The 15,388-nt window shown below is 70.6% G+C and carries 14 protein-coding genes; 8 read left to right on the top strand and 6 right to left on the bottom strand.

What is annotated here, in order from left to right:
- Window positions 1–229 precede the first annotated feature (229 nt).
- Window positions 230–1,312: a glycosyltransferase gene (locus ACP56T_RS01595; RefSeq protein WP_430910344.1), complete on the bottom strand. Its 1,083-nt coding sequence runs from the start codon at window positions 1,310–1,312 to the stop codon at window positions 230–232.
- Window positions 1,309–3,309, bottom strand: coding sequence for a glycosyltransferase (locus ACP56T_RS01590; protein ID WP_430910343.1), 2,001 nt, complete (start codon window positions 3,307–3,309; stop codon window positions 1,309–1,311). The genes ACP56T_RS01595 and ACP56T_RS01590 overlap by 4 nt, the downstream gene beginning before the upstream one ends.
- 122 nt (window positions 3,310–3,431) lie before the next feature.
- Here ACP56T_RS01590 and moaB point away from each other — a divergent pair, with 122 nt between their 5' ends.
- Window positions 3,432–3,992: a molybdenum cofactor biosynthesis protein B gene (gene moaB / locus ACP56T_RS01585; RefSeq protein WP_430910342.1), complete on the top strand. Its 561-nt coding sequence runs from the start codon at window positions 3,432–3,434 to the stop codon at window positions 3,990–3,992.
- Window positions 3,993–4,196: 204 nt separating this feature from the next.
- Here moaB and ACP56T_RS01580 read toward each other — a convergent pair whose 3' ends face one another.
- Entirely contained in the window at window positions 4,197–4,718 is a 522-nt protein-coding gene (locus tag ACP56T_RS01580) for a hypothetical protein (RefSeq protein ID WP_430910341.1), read from the bottom strand.
- A gap of 143 nt (window positions 4,719–4,861) precedes the next feature.
- Here ACP56T_RS01580 and ACP56T_RS01575 point away from each other — a divergent pair, with 143 nt between their 5' ends.
- A complete protein-coding gene (locus ACP56T_RS01575; RefSeq protein WP_430910531.1) occupies window positions 4,862–5,974 on the top strand; it encodes a PA0069 family radical SAM protein in 1,113 nt (370 codons plus the stop codon).
- Window position 5,975: 1 nt separating this feature from the next.
- Here ACP56T_RS01575 and ACP56T_RS01570 read toward each other — a convergent pair whose 3' ends face one another.
- From ACP56T_RS01570 to ACP56T_RS01560, 3 genes are read right to left on the bottom strand one after another with little or no spacing between them, the layout of a single operon-like run.
- Window positions 5,976–6,593, bottom strand: coding sequence for a ribonuclease HII (locus ACP56T_RS01570; protein ID WP_430910340.1), 618 nt, complete (start codon window positions 6,591–6,593; stop codon window positions 5,976–5,978).
- 52 nt (window positions 6,594–6,645) lie between these two features.
- The gene (locus ACP56T_RS01565; RefSeq protein ID WP_430910339.1) at window positions 6,646–7,710 is read right to left on the bottom strand and encodes a glycosyltransferase family 4 protein; all 1,065 of its coding nucleotides are present in this window, start codon (window positions 7,708–7,710) and stop codon (window positions 6,646–6,648) included.
- Window positions 7,707–8,546, bottom strand: coding sequence for a UDP-2,3-diacylglucosamine diphosphatase (locus ACP56T_RS01560; RefSeq protein ID WP_430910338.1), 840 nt, complete (start codon window positions 8,544–8,546; stop codon window positions 7,707–7,709). The genes ACP56T_RS01565 and ACP56T_RS01560 overlap by 4 nt, the downstream gene beginning before the upstream one ends.
- A gap of 563 nt (window positions 8,547–9,109) precedes the next feature.
- Between ACP56T_RS01560 and ACP56T_RS01555 the strand changes: the two genes are divergently transcribed.
- The 6 genes from ACP56T_RS01555 (at window position 9,110) to sucD (ending at window position 15,297) form a co-directional block, all read left to right on the top strand.
- On the top strand, window positions 9,110–10,321 hold the full coding sequence (locus ACP56T_RS01555; protein WP_430910337.1) for an aminotransferase class V-fold PLP-dependent enzyme: 1,212 nt from the start codon (window positions 9,110–9,112) through the stop codon (window positions 10,319–10,321).
- Window positions 10,322–10,491: 170 nt separating this feature from the next.
- Window positions 10,492–11,436, top strand: coding sequence for a D-2-hydroxyacid dehydrogenase (locus ACP56T_RS01550; protein ID WP_430910336.1), 945 nt, complete (start codon window positions 10,492–10,494; stop codon window positions 11,434–11,436).
- A 95-nt stretch (window positions 11,437–11,531) separates the two neighbouring features.
- Window positions 11,532–12,392 (top strand): NADP-dependent methylenetetrahydromethanopterin/methylenetetrahydrofolate dehydrogenase, encoded by an 861-nt coding sequence (locus ACP56T_RS01545; RefSeq protein ID WP_430910335.1) that lies wholly within the window; start codon window positions 11,532–11,534, stop codon window positions 12,390–12,392.
- A gap of 3 nt (window positions 12,393–12,395) precedes the next feature.
- Window positions 12,396–13,022 (top strand): methenyltetrahydrofolate cyclohydrolase, encoded by a 627-nt coding sequence (fchA, locus tag ACP56T_RS01540; RefSeq protein WP_430910334.1) that lies wholly within the window; start codon window positions 12,396–12,398, stop codon window positions 13,020–13,022.
- Between the two features lie 182 nt (window positions 13,023–13,204).
- The gene (locus ACP56T_RS01535; RefSeq protein WP_430910333.1) at window positions 13,205–14,383 is read left to right on the top strand and encodes a malate--CoA ligase subunit beta; all 1,179 of its coding nucleotides are present in this window, start codon (window positions 13,205–13,207) and stop codon (window positions 14,381–14,383) included.
- 20 nt (window positions 14,384–14,403) lie between these two features.
- Window positions 14,404–15,297 (top strand): succinate--CoA ligase subunit alpha, encoded by an 894-nt coding sequence (sucD, locus tag ACP56T_RS01530; protein WP_430910332.1) that lies wholly within the window; start codon window positions 14,404–14,406, stop codon window positions 15,295–15,297.
- Window positions 15,298–15,388: the final 91 nt, after the last annotated feature.

The following is a 15,388-nucleotide window of genomic DNA, read 5'->3' as shown; positions in this document are numbered from 1 at the left end:
CACGGAAGTGACAGGAAGGGTAACGGACAAGCAACCAGTCGCATCCGTCGTGCCGTCCAGATAAACGGCTTTCCGTTTCCCCCGTCTTTCCGAAACCTCGCCCGATATCGCCCCGGACAGCTTATCTCGCGGGTTAAGATTAATGTCGTCTGCCGTTCAACGCTCGCATCCTCCCTCTAGGGAGGCGGCATCTCCAGCCCGACATCATCCGCCCGGCGCCGGGTCGGAGTCAAAGCGCGGGAACGAGGTTTTCCGGCCCGTAGGCCGAGGGTCCACTACGCACGAAATCGCGGAAGCGCCCGGCATCGGCGGCACAGAGCGCGTTCCACTGGGTCACGTTCGGTCGGGACAGGGCGGCGCGGCGGGCGAGATCGCCGGAGCGCGCGGCCTCCGCGACCGCGCGGGCGGCCGCCTCGGGCTCGCCGGGCCGAATGAACAGGGCGGAGGCGCCGAGCACCTCGGCGAAGATGTCGGCCTCCGGCGCCACCACTGGCAGGCCGCCATGCTGGACTTCGAGCAGGGGCAGGCCGAGCCCTTCCGCCTTCGAGGTCGAGAGCAGCAGGTGGCAGGTCTCGGCGAGCCGGCGCAGGGCGTCGTCGCCGATATAGCCGTGGACGGTGAGGAAGGGCGGGGGCGAGGCGAGGAAGTCGTGCCGGCCCCAGCCGACGCGGCCGACGATGTGCAGCTCGGCCGGGATGCCCGCCCGGTTGAGCGCATCCACCAGGGCGATGGAGGCGGGGTAGTCCTTGCGCGGTTCGATGGTGCCGATGGCGAGAATCCGCAGCGGCTCCCCCTCGCGATAAGGCGCCGCGCCGCTCGAACCGGCGAGGCCGAACACGTCCGCCACCGCCGGCCGCAGCAGCGCGACCATCGCATCCGGCGAGCAGTAGCGCCGGATATCGGCGCCGGTGGTGAAGGAGTTGGTGAAGATGCGCCGCGCGTAGCGCATGGCGAGCGCGAAGCCCGGCGTCATGTAGGCCCGGCTCTTCCAGTTCAGGTCCTGCGGCCGCGACAGCAGGAAGGTGTCGTGGACGTAGAACAGGCAGCGCTCGCCCATCAGAGCGCTCAAGGGGCCGGGCGGGAAGCCGGGATAGATGAACAGCGCGTCGCGCTCGGCGAGCGCCTTCGCCGGCAGGGTGAGCTGCTGGTCGAGGATCATCCGGGGCACGCCGCCGCTGCGGAACGGCACCACCTCGTGCGGCGCCAGCCGCTCGGGCGCGAACAGGTCGAGCGCCACCCGCTCGATCCCGGTGATGTGGCCACGGACATGGCTCTGGTCGACATAGATCCGGCGCGGCCGCGGCTCGTTCATGCTCGGACCTTCCTTGCGACCTGCTTGAGGCGGCTGGCGGCGAAAGCCGCGCGCCGCAGCCAGAGGGGCATCTCGCGGCCGAACACGGCCTGCTTCGCCTGCCGCAGACGGCGCACCAGCGGATGCGACGGGGCCGCCACCGTGCCGCCGGCTCCGGCGGCGCGGTCGGCGGCGAAGGCGAAGCGGCCGAGCATCTCGGGGGCGAACCGCAAGCGGCGCTCGGGCTCCGTCAGGATCCCGTCCGCCGAGAGGATCCCGTGCAGGGAGATCGCCGCCGCCGCGTGGCTGAAGCGGTTCTCCAGCGCGATCCGGCCGAAGGCGCCGAGGCGCCGGCGCGCGGGCTCGTCGGCGATGAGGTCTTCAAGCGCCGCCGCCAGGGCCTCCGGCGCCGGCTCCGCGAGGCGTCCGCTGACGCCGTCGATCACCGAGGTCGTCAGGCCGGTGAGCCGATAGGCGAGGGTCGGGGTGCCGCACAGGCCCGCCTCGAGCGGCGTCTGCCCGAGGGTCTCGTAGCGGCTCGCGGTGACGTGGAGATCGCAGGCGCCGTACCAGTCGGCGAGCCGCGCCTCCTCGCCGATGGGGCCGGGGGAGAACAGGTTGGGCAGGCCGAGCCGGGCCGGATCGTCAAGCCGCCCGATGGCGACGAACCCGACGCCGGGCCGCGCCACGCGCCTCAACGCGGCGAGCAGGTCCGAGAAGCCCTTGTCCGGCGCGTCGACGATCACCGCCGAGAACATCACCAGCGTATCCGTTGCCGGCAAATCGAGGCGTCGGCGCAGGGCCGCGCGGTCCGCCGGGCGAAACACGCCCGTGGGGATCGCCAGCGTCACCCGCGACACCTTCGCCCCGGCGGGTGCGAAGGCATGCGCCTGCGCCTCCGTCCAGGCGGAGTTCGCGAGCAGGCGCGGCGCGCGAGGGCCCGCCAGGACGGCGCGCTTGCGCCGATGCATGGCGGCGATGCGGCCCGGCGCGAGCTGCGGCGCCTCGTCCGGCGTCGGGCAGGCCGCCGTGCAGCCGGTCTCGATCAGGGCGCAGCCCTTCGGATGGGCGCAGCGTCCCGTGAGCGGGAACAGGTCGTGCAGGACGGCCGCCACCGGCACCTCCGCCGCCATCCGGCCGAGTACGTCGAGGCTGCGGGTGGCCCCGTGCAGGTTGCCCGCCAGCACCCAATCGAACCCGCCCTCGCGGACGCGCCCCTCGGCGCGCGGGAAGACGTCCGTCCATTCGGCCGCCGCCGGGGGCGATTCCTCGGCGAGGTTGAGGGGCTCCACCCGGTGCCCGGAGAGCGACAGCGCCTCTTCCAGCCGGCGATGGGCGATGCTCGCGCCGCCGGCATGGCCGGTGCCGGAGAGCGAGGCGACGGACAGGGTCCGGCCGCTCCGTTCGGAGGAGCCGGGCGCCGCGCGCTGGAGCAGCACCGGCCGGCCGATGCGAACCAGCAGAGCCCCGCGCGCCGCCAGACGCGACCACCAGGCCGCCGGTCCGTCGCCCTCGAGACCCGCGACGGCGCGGCGCGAGAAAAGGATCTCGCCGCCGGTGAAGTCGCCGCGCTCGTCGGCCGCGACGCCGGCGAGGGAGGGCGTGTCGAGCCCCAGCACGCGCTCGGCGAACAGCACCCGCAGTCCCGCCACGGCCGCAGCCCCGGTCAGCGCCGCCTCCAGCGCGAGGGCCGCCAGGGCGCCGGGGGCGAGGAGGTCGCCGGAGCGCAGGATCAGGACGGAATCGGCATCGCAGGCGCCAAGGGCGGCCGGAACCTCCCGCGCGGCGAGGACGATGCGGTCGCTCTCGGGATAGTCCTGGCGCGCCGCCGAGGCGAGGCTGTCGGCGGCCGCGCCGGGGCCCTCCACGATCAGGACCCGGACCTGCGGCCATGCCGACCCGTCCGGCAGGGTGCCGGGTCTCGGGAGCGCCGGCTCCGGGTCGCCGTGAGGCCAGCCGGCGACGCCGTGGGCGTCGGGCAACGCTCCCGGCGAGGACGATTCGGGTGGACGTGTCACGCTGGAAGGACCGTGCCTCGACGGCGCGAAGCATCGCAGGCAGAGATGAAGAGCGTCTTGCCGCGATGACGGACGCTCCCCGGCCCCCTATGCTCCGTCCCACGTCAGGACCGGAGAGTGACATGGCCCCGCCGCAGGACACCGCCCGCGCCTTCGTGCCGCTGTCGATCGCCGTGCTCACCGTGTCCGACACGCGCTCGCGGGCCGACGACCGCTCGGGCGACACCCTGGAGCAGCGCCTCACGGAGGCGGGCCACCGGCTCGCGGCCCGCTCCATCGTGCCCGACGAGATCGACGCGATCCGCCGGCAGGTGGAGAGCTGGGTGCGCGATCCGGGCATCGACGTGGTCGTCACCACCGGGGGCACCGGCTTCACCGGGCGCGACGTCACGCCGGAGGCCCTCGAACCCCTGTTCGAGAAGCGCATGGACGGCTTCTCCGCCGTCTTCCACCGCATCTCCTACGACAAGATCGGCACCTCGACCCTCCAGTCGCGCGCGACGGCCGGGGTTGCGGGGGCGACCTACATCTTCGTGCTGCCGGGCTCCCCCGGCGCCTGCCGCGACGCCTGGGACGGCATCCTCGCCCAGCAGCTCGACTACCGCCACCGGCCCTGCAACTTCGTGGAGATAATGCCCCGCCTCGACGAGCACCTGCGCCGCGGCGCCTCGATCACGGCCTGAAGGTCTCCCTCCCCCCGTTGCGGCGGAGGGTGGCCCTCGCGTCAGCGAGGGTCGGGAGAGGGGAGCGCCGTATCCGGAGAGGGCGCTCCCCTCTCCCGACCCGCTTCGCGGGCCACCCTCTCCCGCAGCAGGGAGAGGGGGCGCAGGGCGACGCCGAACGCACGACCCGAAACCGTAAAAGACCGTTCGACCGGCCTCCGAAAATCAGGCGCGTTCCAGCCTCGCGTTCAGCAGGCGCGGCTTGAGGCGCGGCATCATGGTCGGGCCGGCGACGAGGCGCTCGCGGCGCACGAGATCGCCCGCGCGCACGCCCTTCACGCCGATGACCCCCTCGCCATGGGCGGCGAGGCGGGCGGGCAGGCCCGCGTGAGGACGGCGCAGGCGCGCCAGCGCGACCTCCGGCCGGGCCGTGTTGACGAAGCGGTCGAGGGTGCGGATCCAGCCCTCGGCCGGCACGTCCCCGGCATCGAGGCAGAGCACCCAGTCACGCCGCGCCGCCCTGGCGCCGGCCGACCAAGGGCTCGCGCCCCCGGCGCGCACCACCAGCGTCGCCCCGGTGCCCTCGGCGACCGTCACGACGGATTCGTGCGCGGCGCCCGTCACGATCACCGCATCGGCCACGAGCCCGGCGGCGACGCCGCCGACGAGGGCGCTCAGGGTGTCGGCCAGCCGTTCGATCGCATCCGGATCGGCCGGGCGGCCGATATAGGTCAGAGCCGATATCATACGCGCCCATAACCGGATTTCGGCTTGAGGAACAGAAATCCGCGTCCCGCGCGCGCATTCGCCGGCCGTGCCGTCACGATCCCTGGGGGTTGCCGGCGGCTGCGGCATTCTTCGCCGCAAATGTTCGTGTTATGTTCTTTTCCATGCCGAGCCGCGATCCCGAATCCTCTCCCCCTCCGCGCCGCCTCGCCGCCAGCGAGAAGGCCGCCGGGACGCGGCGCGGGCGCGGCGCCACCGCCAATCCCGACGGCCGTTTCGAGGCGACCCGGACGGACGCCTTCGACGACGGCTGGGACAGGCCGGAGCCCGAGGGCCCGCTGCGCACCACGGTGACGCGGGAGGCGGCGCGCAGCATCATCAGCCGCAACGCCTCGCCGGACATCCCCTTCGACCGCTCGATCAACCCGTATCGCGGCTGCGAGCACGGCTGCATCTACTGCTTCGCGCGGCCGAACCATTCCTATGTCGGGCTCTCGCCGGGGCTCGATTTCGAGACGCGGCTCTTCGCCAAGCCCGACGCCGCGAAGCTCCTGGCCAAGGAGCTGTCGGCGCGGGGCTACACCCCGCGCACCATCGCGCTCGGGACCGCGACGGATCCCTATCAGCCGATCGAGCGCAGCCACCGCATCACGCGGAGCGTGCTGGAGGTGCTGCTGCGCTTCCGCCACCCCGTCGGCATCGTGACGAAATCGAACCTCGTGGTACGCGACGCCGACATCCTGTCGGAGATGGCGGCCCTGAACCTCGTCAAGGTCGCGGTGTCCGTCACCACCCTCGACCCCGATCTCGCCCGCCGCATGGAGCCCCGCGCGCCGCATCCGCGCCGGCGCCTGGAGGCGATCCGCGCCTTGAGCGAGGCGGGCATCCCGGTGATGGTGATCGCGGCCCCCATCATCCCGTCCCTGAACGATCACGAGATCGAGGCGATCCTCGCCGAGGCGCGGGCCTGCGGCGCGCGGGAGGCGAGCCATGTCCTGCTGCGCCTGCCGCACGAGCTCGACGATCTCGTCTCGGACTGGTTCGCCGAGCATTTCCCCGGACGCCGGGAGCATGTCTTCTCGCTGATCCGGCAGGCGCGGGGCGGCAAGGTCTACGATGCCGCCTTCGGCCGGCGGATGGTGGGCGAGGGGGCCTATGCGGAGCTGATCGCGCGGCGGATGCGGCTGGCGCGGGAGCGGCTCGGCTATCCGTCCGAACGGCTCGGGCTCGACGCCTCCGCCTTCACGGTTCCGCGCGCCCAGCTCTCGCTGTTCTGATCTACCGGGCTCCGAACCCGCGCGTGAAGGTCAGGCGGTGGTGGGGGCTGCGCCCGCGCGCGAACAGCCCGGCCCGGTGGGCGGCGGTGCCGTAGCCGACATTGCGCTCCCAGGCGTAGTCCGGGTAGCGCCGGGCGAGCACCCGCATCAGCCGGTCCCGGAAGGTCTTGGCGACGATGGAGGCCGCCGCGATCTGCGGCACGAGGCGGTCGCCGCCGATCACCGCCCGGCAGGGCTGGCTCAGGCCGGGGATGGCGTCGCGTCCGTCGACCAGCACCGGCCCGTCGAGTCGCAGGCGCAGCACCGCCCGGCGCATGGCGTCGAGGGTCGCCGCGCGCACGTTGATGCGGTCGACGAGTTCCCGCGATCCGGCCGCGAGCGCCACGCGGGCATGGGCCCGGATCAGCGGGCTCAACGCGTCGCGGACGGATTCCGGCAGCTTCTTGCTGTCGTCGAGGGCGGCGAGCAGCGCCGGGGGAATCGCGGCGGGATCGAAGAACACCGCCGCGACCACGACCGGGCCGCAGAGCGCCCCGCGACCGACCTCGTCGCAGCCGATGGCGACAGGGTACTCGGCGGCGCGGGCGGGATCGAAGACGGGGACGACGGGGCGGGCCATGCCGTCCCCATGGCATCCCGCGCGGGCCGCGTCACCGGGCCGGCGGCGAAGCTCAGCCGAGCTCGACCGCCCGCGCCGGACGCCGCCCCCAGGAACGTCGCGGAGAGGGCGCGCGGGCATGGGCGGATTCGATATTGGCGTAGAACTGCCGCGCGCTCTCGGCCCAGGTATAGCGCAGGGCCTCCTCGCGGCAGGTCTCGCGCGGGATGCGCAACGCCGCGAGCGCCGCCGTCCGCAGGTCGCGGTCGAGCACGCCGGCTTGCGTCCCGCCGATCACGTCGAGCGGCCCGGTGACGGGATAGGCCGCCACCGGCAGCCCGCAGGCGAGCGCCTCCAGCAGCACGATGCCGAAGGTGTCGGTGAGGCTCGGGAACACGAAGACGTCGGCGGCGGCGTAGATCCGGGCCAGCGCCGGACCGGTCTGCGTGCCCAGGAAGGCCGCGTCGGGGGCGAGCGCCTCGAGGCGGGCGCGGTCCGGCCCGTCGCCGACGATCACCTTGGTGCCGGGCAGATCGAGGGACAGGAAGGCGGCAATGTTCTTCTCCACCGCGAGCCGGCCGACGAACAGGAAGTGCGGGCGCGGCAGGTGGTCGAGCGCGTCGGAGGCCTGCGGCCGGAAGAGCTCGGTGTCGACGCCCCGCGTCCAGCGCAGCAGGTTGGTGAAGCCCCGCGCGGCGAGGTCGCGCTCCAGCGAGGGCGTGCTCACCATGGTGGCGCAGGCCGCCCCGTGGAACCGCCGCAGCCAGGCGTAGCTCCAGGATTCGGGCACGGGGGCGCGCGCGGCGAGATATTCGGGAAAGCGCGTGTGGTAGCTCGTGGTGAAGGGGCGGCCCTCCGCGAGGCAGTAACGGCGCGTGGCGTAGCCGACGGTGCCTTCGGTGGCGATGTGGACATGGGTGGGGGCGAGGTCGCTCCAGCGCTCCGCCACCTTGCGCTTGGTGGCGTAGGCGAGCCGGATCTCGGGATAGCCCGGCATCGGCAGCGAGCGGAAATCCTGATGCGTCAGGAAGACCGGATCGTAGCCGAGGGCGCGGCCGGCGATCTCCATGTGCTCCAGGGAGCGCACCACGCCGTTGACCTGCGGATGCCAGGCATCCGTGGCGATGAGCAGCCTCACGCGACGGCCCGCCGTCCCGGCAGCGCCTCGGGGGGCCGGGCGGCGGCGGCCGCTTCCGCCTCGGCCCGCTCGCGCAGGATGCGGGGGTAGTAGAGCACCTCCATGGTGCCGTCGTAATGCTCGGCGATGGCCGTGCAGGATTCCACCCAGTCCCCGGTGTTGAGGTAGCGCAGGCCGTCGATGTCGCGGTTGGCGGCATGGTGGATATGGCCGCAGATCACCCCGTCCGCCCCGTGGCGGCGCGCCTCGGCGGCGAGGAACTCCTCGAACTTGCCGATGAAGTTGACCGCGTTCTTGACCTTGAGCTTCGCCCAGGCCGAGAGCGACCAGTAGGACAGGCCGAGCCGGCGGCGGACCTTGTTGAGGAAGGTGTTCACGAACAGCGCGAGGCTGTAGGCGCCGTCGCCGAGATAGGCGAGCCAGCGAGCATGGCGCACAACCATGTCGAACTGGTCGCCGTGGATCACGAGGTAGCGGCGCCCGTCCGCGCCGGTATGGATGCGGCTCTCCGCGACCTCGACCCCGCCGAAGGTCATGCCGATATAGTCGCGCAGGAATTCGTCGTGGTTGCCGGGCACGTAGGTGACGTTGGTGCCTTTTCGGACCTTGCGCAGCAGCTTCTGCACCACGTCGTTATGCGCCTGCGGCCAGTACCAGCCCGACTTGAGCTGCCAACCGTCGACGATGTCGCCGACGAGATAGATCTCGTCCGCGTCGTAATCCCTCAGGAACCCGAGGAGCATTCCGGCCTGGCAGCCCTTCGTGCCCAGATGCATGTCGGACAGGAACAGGGTGCGGACGCGGATCGCCTTCTCCGTCTCGTCGGCCACGGGCATCTCCCCAATCGGCGGTCCCGGCTTCTTCGCGGCTGACCCAAACCGTAATCCCGTATCAGTTTGATGACGCCGGCCCGGCGCTGCTGCGCCGCCGAAAGCGTTGAGCGGGTGCAGCACGGAGGATGCGGCGCAGGAGAATTTTTTGAGCCGCACCAAAGATTTTTCAGTTTTCCTTCCCCGTCCGGGGCGTCCATAAGTCGGGCATCGACGGCGCCCGGCCCTCAGGGTCGGCGGCGCCGGGAAGGAAGGTGTCATCAACGCCCGGACCATGCTTGCATGCACGGCCCGGCGGCCGCATTGAGGGCGCGGCAATTCGGAGGCGACCGGCGACATCCCGAACGGGACGCGTCGCGATCGCGGGCGGCTCGATCTCGCTCCCGCCGCTCCGGATCGCCGCCATGCCTGAAACCGGGGGCGGGATCGCGGCGCGAGCCGGGACCGGCCCGTCGCCCCGACCCGATGTCGCCCCGGCCGGCCGTGGACGGCGCCGGACCACGCTTGGACCATCACACACGCCGGCCGCGCCCATGGCCGGCCATCGACAGGATCTCGGAGGAAACACCATGACGGCAACGAGAAGGCCCGGACGCAACCACCTGTTCGTGCCCGGCCCGACCAACATCCCGGATCGCGTGCTGCGCGCCATGATGGTCCCGTCCGAGGATCACCGCTCGGTCGATTTCCCCAAGCTGGTGAAGCCCCTCCTCGAGGACACCAAGAAGATCTTCGGCTCGACCGACGGCACCGTCCTGCTGTTCCCGTCCTCGGGCACCGGCATCTGGGAGTCGGCCCTCTCGAACACCCTGTCGCGCGGCGACAAGGTGCTGACCTCGCGCTTCGGCCAGTTCAGCCATCTCTGGGTCGACATGGCCCAGCGCCTCGGCCTCGACGTGATCGTGCAGGACGAGGAATGGGGCACCGGCATCAACCCGGCCCGGATCGAGGAGGCGCTGCGCGCCGACAAGAACCACGAGATCAAGGCCGTCATGGCGGTCCATAACGAGACCGCCACGGGCGTGACGAGCGACATCGGCGCCGTCCGCAAGGCGATCGACGCCGCCGGCCACCCGGCCCTGCTCTTCGTCGACGGCATCTCCTCCATCGGCTCGCTGCCCTTCAAGGCCACCGAGTGGAAGGTCGACTGCGCCATCGCCGGCTCGCAGAAGGGCTTCATGCTCCCGGCCGGCCTCGGCCTCATCTGCATCAGCCCCAAGGCGCTCAAGGTCGCCGAGGGCGGCACCGGCGGCAACAACGACCGCCTCGCCCATGTCTATTTCGCCTGGGCCGACCACCTGAAGCAGAATCCGGGGGGCTACTTCCCCTACACCCCGTCCCTGCCGCTGCTCTACGGCCTGCGCGAGGCGCTCGCCTGCGTGGCCGAGGAGGGCCTGGAGAACGTCTACCACCGCCATCACGTTCTCGCCGAGGCGACCCGTCAGGCTGTGGCCGCGTGGGGCCTCAAGCCCTGCGCCAAGGAGGCCAAGTGGAACTCCGACACCGTCACCGCCATCGTGGTGCCGGAAGGGATCGACGCCGCCAAGATCATCAAGCACGCCTATGAGCGCTACAACCTCGCTCTCGGCGCCGGCCTGTCTCAGGTCGCCGGCAAGGTGTTCCGCATCGGCCACCTGGGCGATCTGAACGAGCTGTCGCTGCTCGGCGCCATCGCCGGCGCGGAGATGGCCATGCTCGACAACGGCGTGAAGGTCACGCCCGGCTCCGGCGTCGCCGCCGCGTCGAGCTACCTGCGCGAGAACCCGCTCTCGAAGGCCTGAGCGGCCCGTCGCCGGCCCCCTCCCGAGCGGGAGGGGCCATCGAGGCGGCGCCGCACAAGAGCGCGCCGATTGCGCCGGGTGCCGTCCTCCCATCGGCCTCTTCCCTCGCGGGGAGGGGCCGCGGTCTCGAAGGTTCGACCGCACCCGCCGGAGGCTAGGAGAGGGCATTCATGACGCAGACAATCGTTTTCCTCGATCGCGAATCCCTCGACGCCAAGGTGCGCGCGTTCAACTTTCCGCACAGCTACACGGAATACGAGTCGACCTGGACGCCCGAGGAGATCGTCGAGCGCCTGAAGGACGCCGAGATCGCGCTGATCAACAAGGTGCCCATGCGCGCCGACACGTTGAAGCAGCTCCCCAAGCTCAAGCTCATCGCGGTGGCCGCCACCGGAACGGACGTGGTCGACAAGGCCGCCGCCAAGGCGCAGGGCATCACGGTCGTCAACATCCGCAACTACGCCTTCAACACCGTGCCCGAGCATGTCATCGGGCTGATGTTCTCCCTGCGGCGCGCCATCGTGCCCTACGCCAATTCCGTGCGCCGGGGCGATTGGAACAAGTCGACCCAGTTCTGCTACTTCGACTACCCGATCCACGACATCGCCGGCTCGACGCTGGGCATCATCGGCTACGGGGCGCTCGGCAAGTCCATCGGCAAGCGGGCCGAGGCGCTGGGCATGAAGGTCATCGCCTACGACGTCTTCCCGCAGGACGGGCTCGTCGATCTCGACACCATCCTCACCCAGTCCGACGTCATCACCCTGCATGTGCCGCTGACGCCCGACACCAAGAACATGATCGGTGCCGAGCAGCTCGCGAAGATGAAGAAGCACGCGCTTCTCATCAACACCGCGCGCGGCGGCCTGGTGGACGAGGCGGCCCTGCTTGAGGCCCTCAAGAACGGCACCATCGGCGGCGCCGGCTTCGACGTGGTGGTCCAGGAGCCCCCGAAGGACGGCAACATCCTCTGCGAGGCCGACCTGCCGAACCTCATCGTCACGCCGCACGTGGCCTGGGCGAGCAAGGAGGCGATGCAGATCCTCGCCGACCAGCTCGTCGACAATGTCGAGGCGTTCGTGGCCGGCAAGCCGCAGAACGTGGTCGAGGGCTGACACTCAAGAACGGCCTTCCGCGCCATCGGCGACGGCAAGGCCAGGTTGGAAACGCGTAACACCCCGCGCGCGGCGCGGGCCGAGAAGGTGAGACGATGAAGAAGCTGCTGTTCCTCTTCGATACGGACGCGGTGCCGAGCGTGTTCGACACCGTCGTCGGCTACGACGGCGGCGCCGACCACATCACCGGCTACGGCAACGTGACGCCGGAGAATGTGGGCGCGCTGGTCGACGGCACGATCTACACGCGCGGCGGCTCGGAGAAGAAGTCGACGGCGATCTTCGTCGGCGGCGGCAACATGGCCGCCGGCGAGGCGGTGCTGAAGGCGGTCAAGAAGCGCTTCTTCGGCCCCTTCCGCGTCTCGACCATGCTCGATTCGAACGGCTCCAACACCACCGCCGCCGCAGGCGTCGCGCTGGTGGTGAAGGCCGCCGGCTCCGTCGAGGGCAAGAAGGCGGTCGTGCTCGCCGGCACCGGCCCCGTCGGCATGCGCTCGGCGGCGCTGCTCGCCAAGGAAGGCGCGCATGTCACCATCGCCGCCCGCCAGCTCGGCCGCGCCCAGGAAGCGGCGGATGCCGTCAACAAGCGCTTCGGGGTCGACGTGAAGGCCGCCGAGACCCCCGATGCCGCCTCCCGCGCGGCCATCGTGAAGGGCATGAACATCGTGTTCTCGGCCGGCGCCATCGGCCTCGAGCTGCTCTCCGAGGACGCCTGGAAGGACGAATCCAGCATCGAGTTCCTGGCCGACTACAACGCCCAGCCCCCGCTCGGCATCGGCGGCCTCGACGCCATGGACAAGGGCAAGGAGCGCCATGGCAAGCGCAGCTTCGGCGCGCTCGGCATCGGCGGGCTCAAGCTCAAACTGCACCGCGCCTGCGTCGGCCAGCTCTTCGACAACACCGAGCAGGTGCTCGATGCCGAGGAGATCTACGCCCTCGCCAAGAAGATGGCCTGAGCCATGGCCCGGAGCGAGACCATCGAAGCATTCCTCGACGGGCTGGCGAGTTCCGCCCCGACGCCGGGCGGCGGCGGCGCTGCCGCCATCTCCGGCGCCATGGGCGCGGCGCTCCTGTCGATGGTGTGCAACCTCACCATCGGCAAGAAGAAATACGTCGAGGTCGAGGCCGAGCTGAAGGACGTCCTCGCCAAGTCCGAGGCACTGCGCGCGACGCTCACCGGCATGATCGCCGACGACGTCGCGGCCTTCGACGCGGTGATGGGCGCCTACGGCCTGCCCAAGGCCACGGACGAGGAGAAGGCCGCGCGCGCCGAGACGATCCAGGCAGCGCTCAAGGTCGCCACCGACGTGCCGCTCGCCTGCTGCCGCTCCTGCCGCGAGGTCATCGACCTCGCCCGGACCGTCGCCGAGAAGGGCAACCTCAACGTGATCTCGGATGCGGGCGTGGCCGTGCTCTCGGCCCATGCCGGGCTGCGTAGTGCCGCGCTCAACGTCTATGTCAACGCCAAGGGCCTGGACGACCGCGCCTTCGCCGAGGAGCGGCTGAGCGAGCTGGAGACGCTGCTGGGCGACGCCGGCACGCTCAACGAGACCGTCTACGAGCTGGTCAAGGGCAAGCTCGTCTGAGGTCCGATTCCCCACGCAGGCAAGTCCATTGCCTGCGTGGAAAATGTATTCAAAAGCATTACAATCGCATCTCAAGACGCGGTTGAAGACAAACAAAAAAAATATGACCGCCGCCGGGCGTTCCCGTGACCCTGCATTTGCGGGATAAGCCTTGGGAAACGAGGAAACGCCAGGAGGTCTCAATGGACGTGCACGAGTACCAGGCCAAGGAGCTGCTCGCCAGCTTCGGCGTGGCCGTTCCCAAGGGCGCCGTGGCCTTCAGCCCGGATCAGGCCGTCTACGCGGCGACCGAACTCGGCGGCTCGTTCTGGGCGGTGAAGGCCCAGATCCACGCCGGGGCGCGGGGCAAGGCCGGCGGGATCAAGCTCTGCCGCACCTACAACGAGGTCCGCGACGCCGCCAAGGACCTGCTCGGCAAGCGGCTCGTCACCATCCAGACCGGCCCCGAGGGCAAGCCCGTCCAGCGCGTCTACATCGAGACCGCCGACCCCTTCGAGCGCGAACTCTATCTCGGCTACGTCCTCGACCGGAAGGCCGAGCGCGTGCGCGTCATCGCCTCCCAGCGCGGCGGCATGGACATCGAGGAGATCGCGGCCAAGGAGCCGGAGGCCCTGATCCAGGTGGTGGTGGAGCCGGCCGTCGGACTCCAGCAGTTCCAGGCCCGCGAGATCGCCTTCCAGCTCGGGCTCAACATCAAGCAGGTCTCGGCCGCCGTGAAGACGATCATGAACGCCTACCGGGCGTTCCGCGATTGTGACGGCACCATGCTCGAGATCAACCCGCTCGTCGTCACCAAGGACGACCGCGTGCTGGCGCTCGACGCCAAGATGTCATTCGACGACAACGCCATGTTCCGCCGGCGCAACATCGCGGACATGCACGACCCGTCGCAGGGCGACCCGCGCGAGGCCCAGGCCGCCGAGCACAACCTCAGCTATATCGGGCTCGAGGGCGAGATCGGCTGCATCGTCAACGGCGCGGGTCTCGCCATGGCGACTATGGACATGATCAAGCATGCCGGCGGCGACCCGGCGAACTTCCTCGACGTCGGCGGCGGCGCCTCGCCGGAGCGCGTGGCCACGGCCTTCCGGCTCGTCCTCTCGGACCGCAACGTCAAGGCGATCCTCGTCAACATCTTCGCCGGCATCAACCGCTGCGACTGGGTCGCGCAAGGGGTGATCCAGGCGGCGCGGGAGGTGAAGATCGACGTGCCGCTCGTCGTCCGGCTCGCCGGCACGAACGTGGAGGCCGGCAAGAAGATCCTCGCCGAGAGCGGCCTCGACCTCATCACCGCCGACACCCTGTCGGAAGCCGCCAGGAAGGCCGTCGAGGCCTGCAGCGCCGCCAAGCGCGCCCACTGAGATAAGGGGAGGGATACGTCATGAGCATTCTGATCGACGAAAAAACCCCGATCATCGTCCAGGGCATCACCGGCGATAAGGGTACGTTCCACGCCAAGGAAATGATCGAGTACGGCTCGAACGTCGTCGGCGGCGTGACGCCGGGCAAGGGCGGCAAGACCCATGTCGGCGTGCCGGTGTTCAACACCGTCAAGGAAGCGGTGGCCGCCACCGGCGCCACCACCTCCATCACCTTCGTCGCCCCGCCCTTCGCGGCGGACGCGATCATGGAGGCGGCCGATGCCGGCCTGAAGCTCGTCTGCTCCATCACGGACGGCATCCCGGCCCAGGACATGATGCGCGTGAAGCGCTACCTGATGCGCTACCCGAAGGAGAAGCGCACCATGGTGGTGGGCCCGAACTGCGCGGGCATCATCTCCCCCGGCAAGTCGATGCTCGGCATCATGCCCGGCCACATCTACCTCAAGGGCAATATCGGCGTGATCTCGCGCTCCGGTACGCTCGGCTACGAGGCGGCCTCCCAGCTGAAGGAGCTGGGTCTCGGCATCTCGACCTCGGTCGGCATCGGCGGCGACCCGATCAACGGCTCCTCCTTCCTCGACCACCTGGCGCTGTTCGAGCAGGACCCGGAGACGGAGGCCGTGCTGATGATCGGCGAGATCGGCGGCCCGCAGGAGGCCGAGGCCTCCGCCTGGATCAAGGCGAACTTCTCCAAGCCCGTGATCGGCTTCGTCGCCGGGCTCACGGCACCGAAGGGCCGCCGCATGGGGCATGCCGGCGCCATCATCTCGGCGACCGGCGACAGCGCCGCCGAGAAGGCCGAGATCATGAAGTCCTACGGCCTCGCCGTGGCCCCCGATCCCGGCTCCTTCGGCCGGACCGTGGCCGAGGTCATGGGCAAGCGGGCGGCCTGACGCTCCCATGATCCCTCCCCCTTCGCGGGGGAGGGTGCCCTGCGGATGCAGGGCGGGAGAGGGGGCGACGTTTCCGGAGAAGGCGCTCCCC

This window comes from Methylobacterium endophyticum, assembly GCF_050591105.1.
In the GTDB taxonomy this organism is placed as follows: domain Bacteria; phylum Pseudomonadota; class Alphaproteobacteria; order Rhizobiales; family Beijerinckiaceae; genus Methylobacterium.
This window is presented reverse-complemented; position numbering and strand designations above follow the sequence as displayed.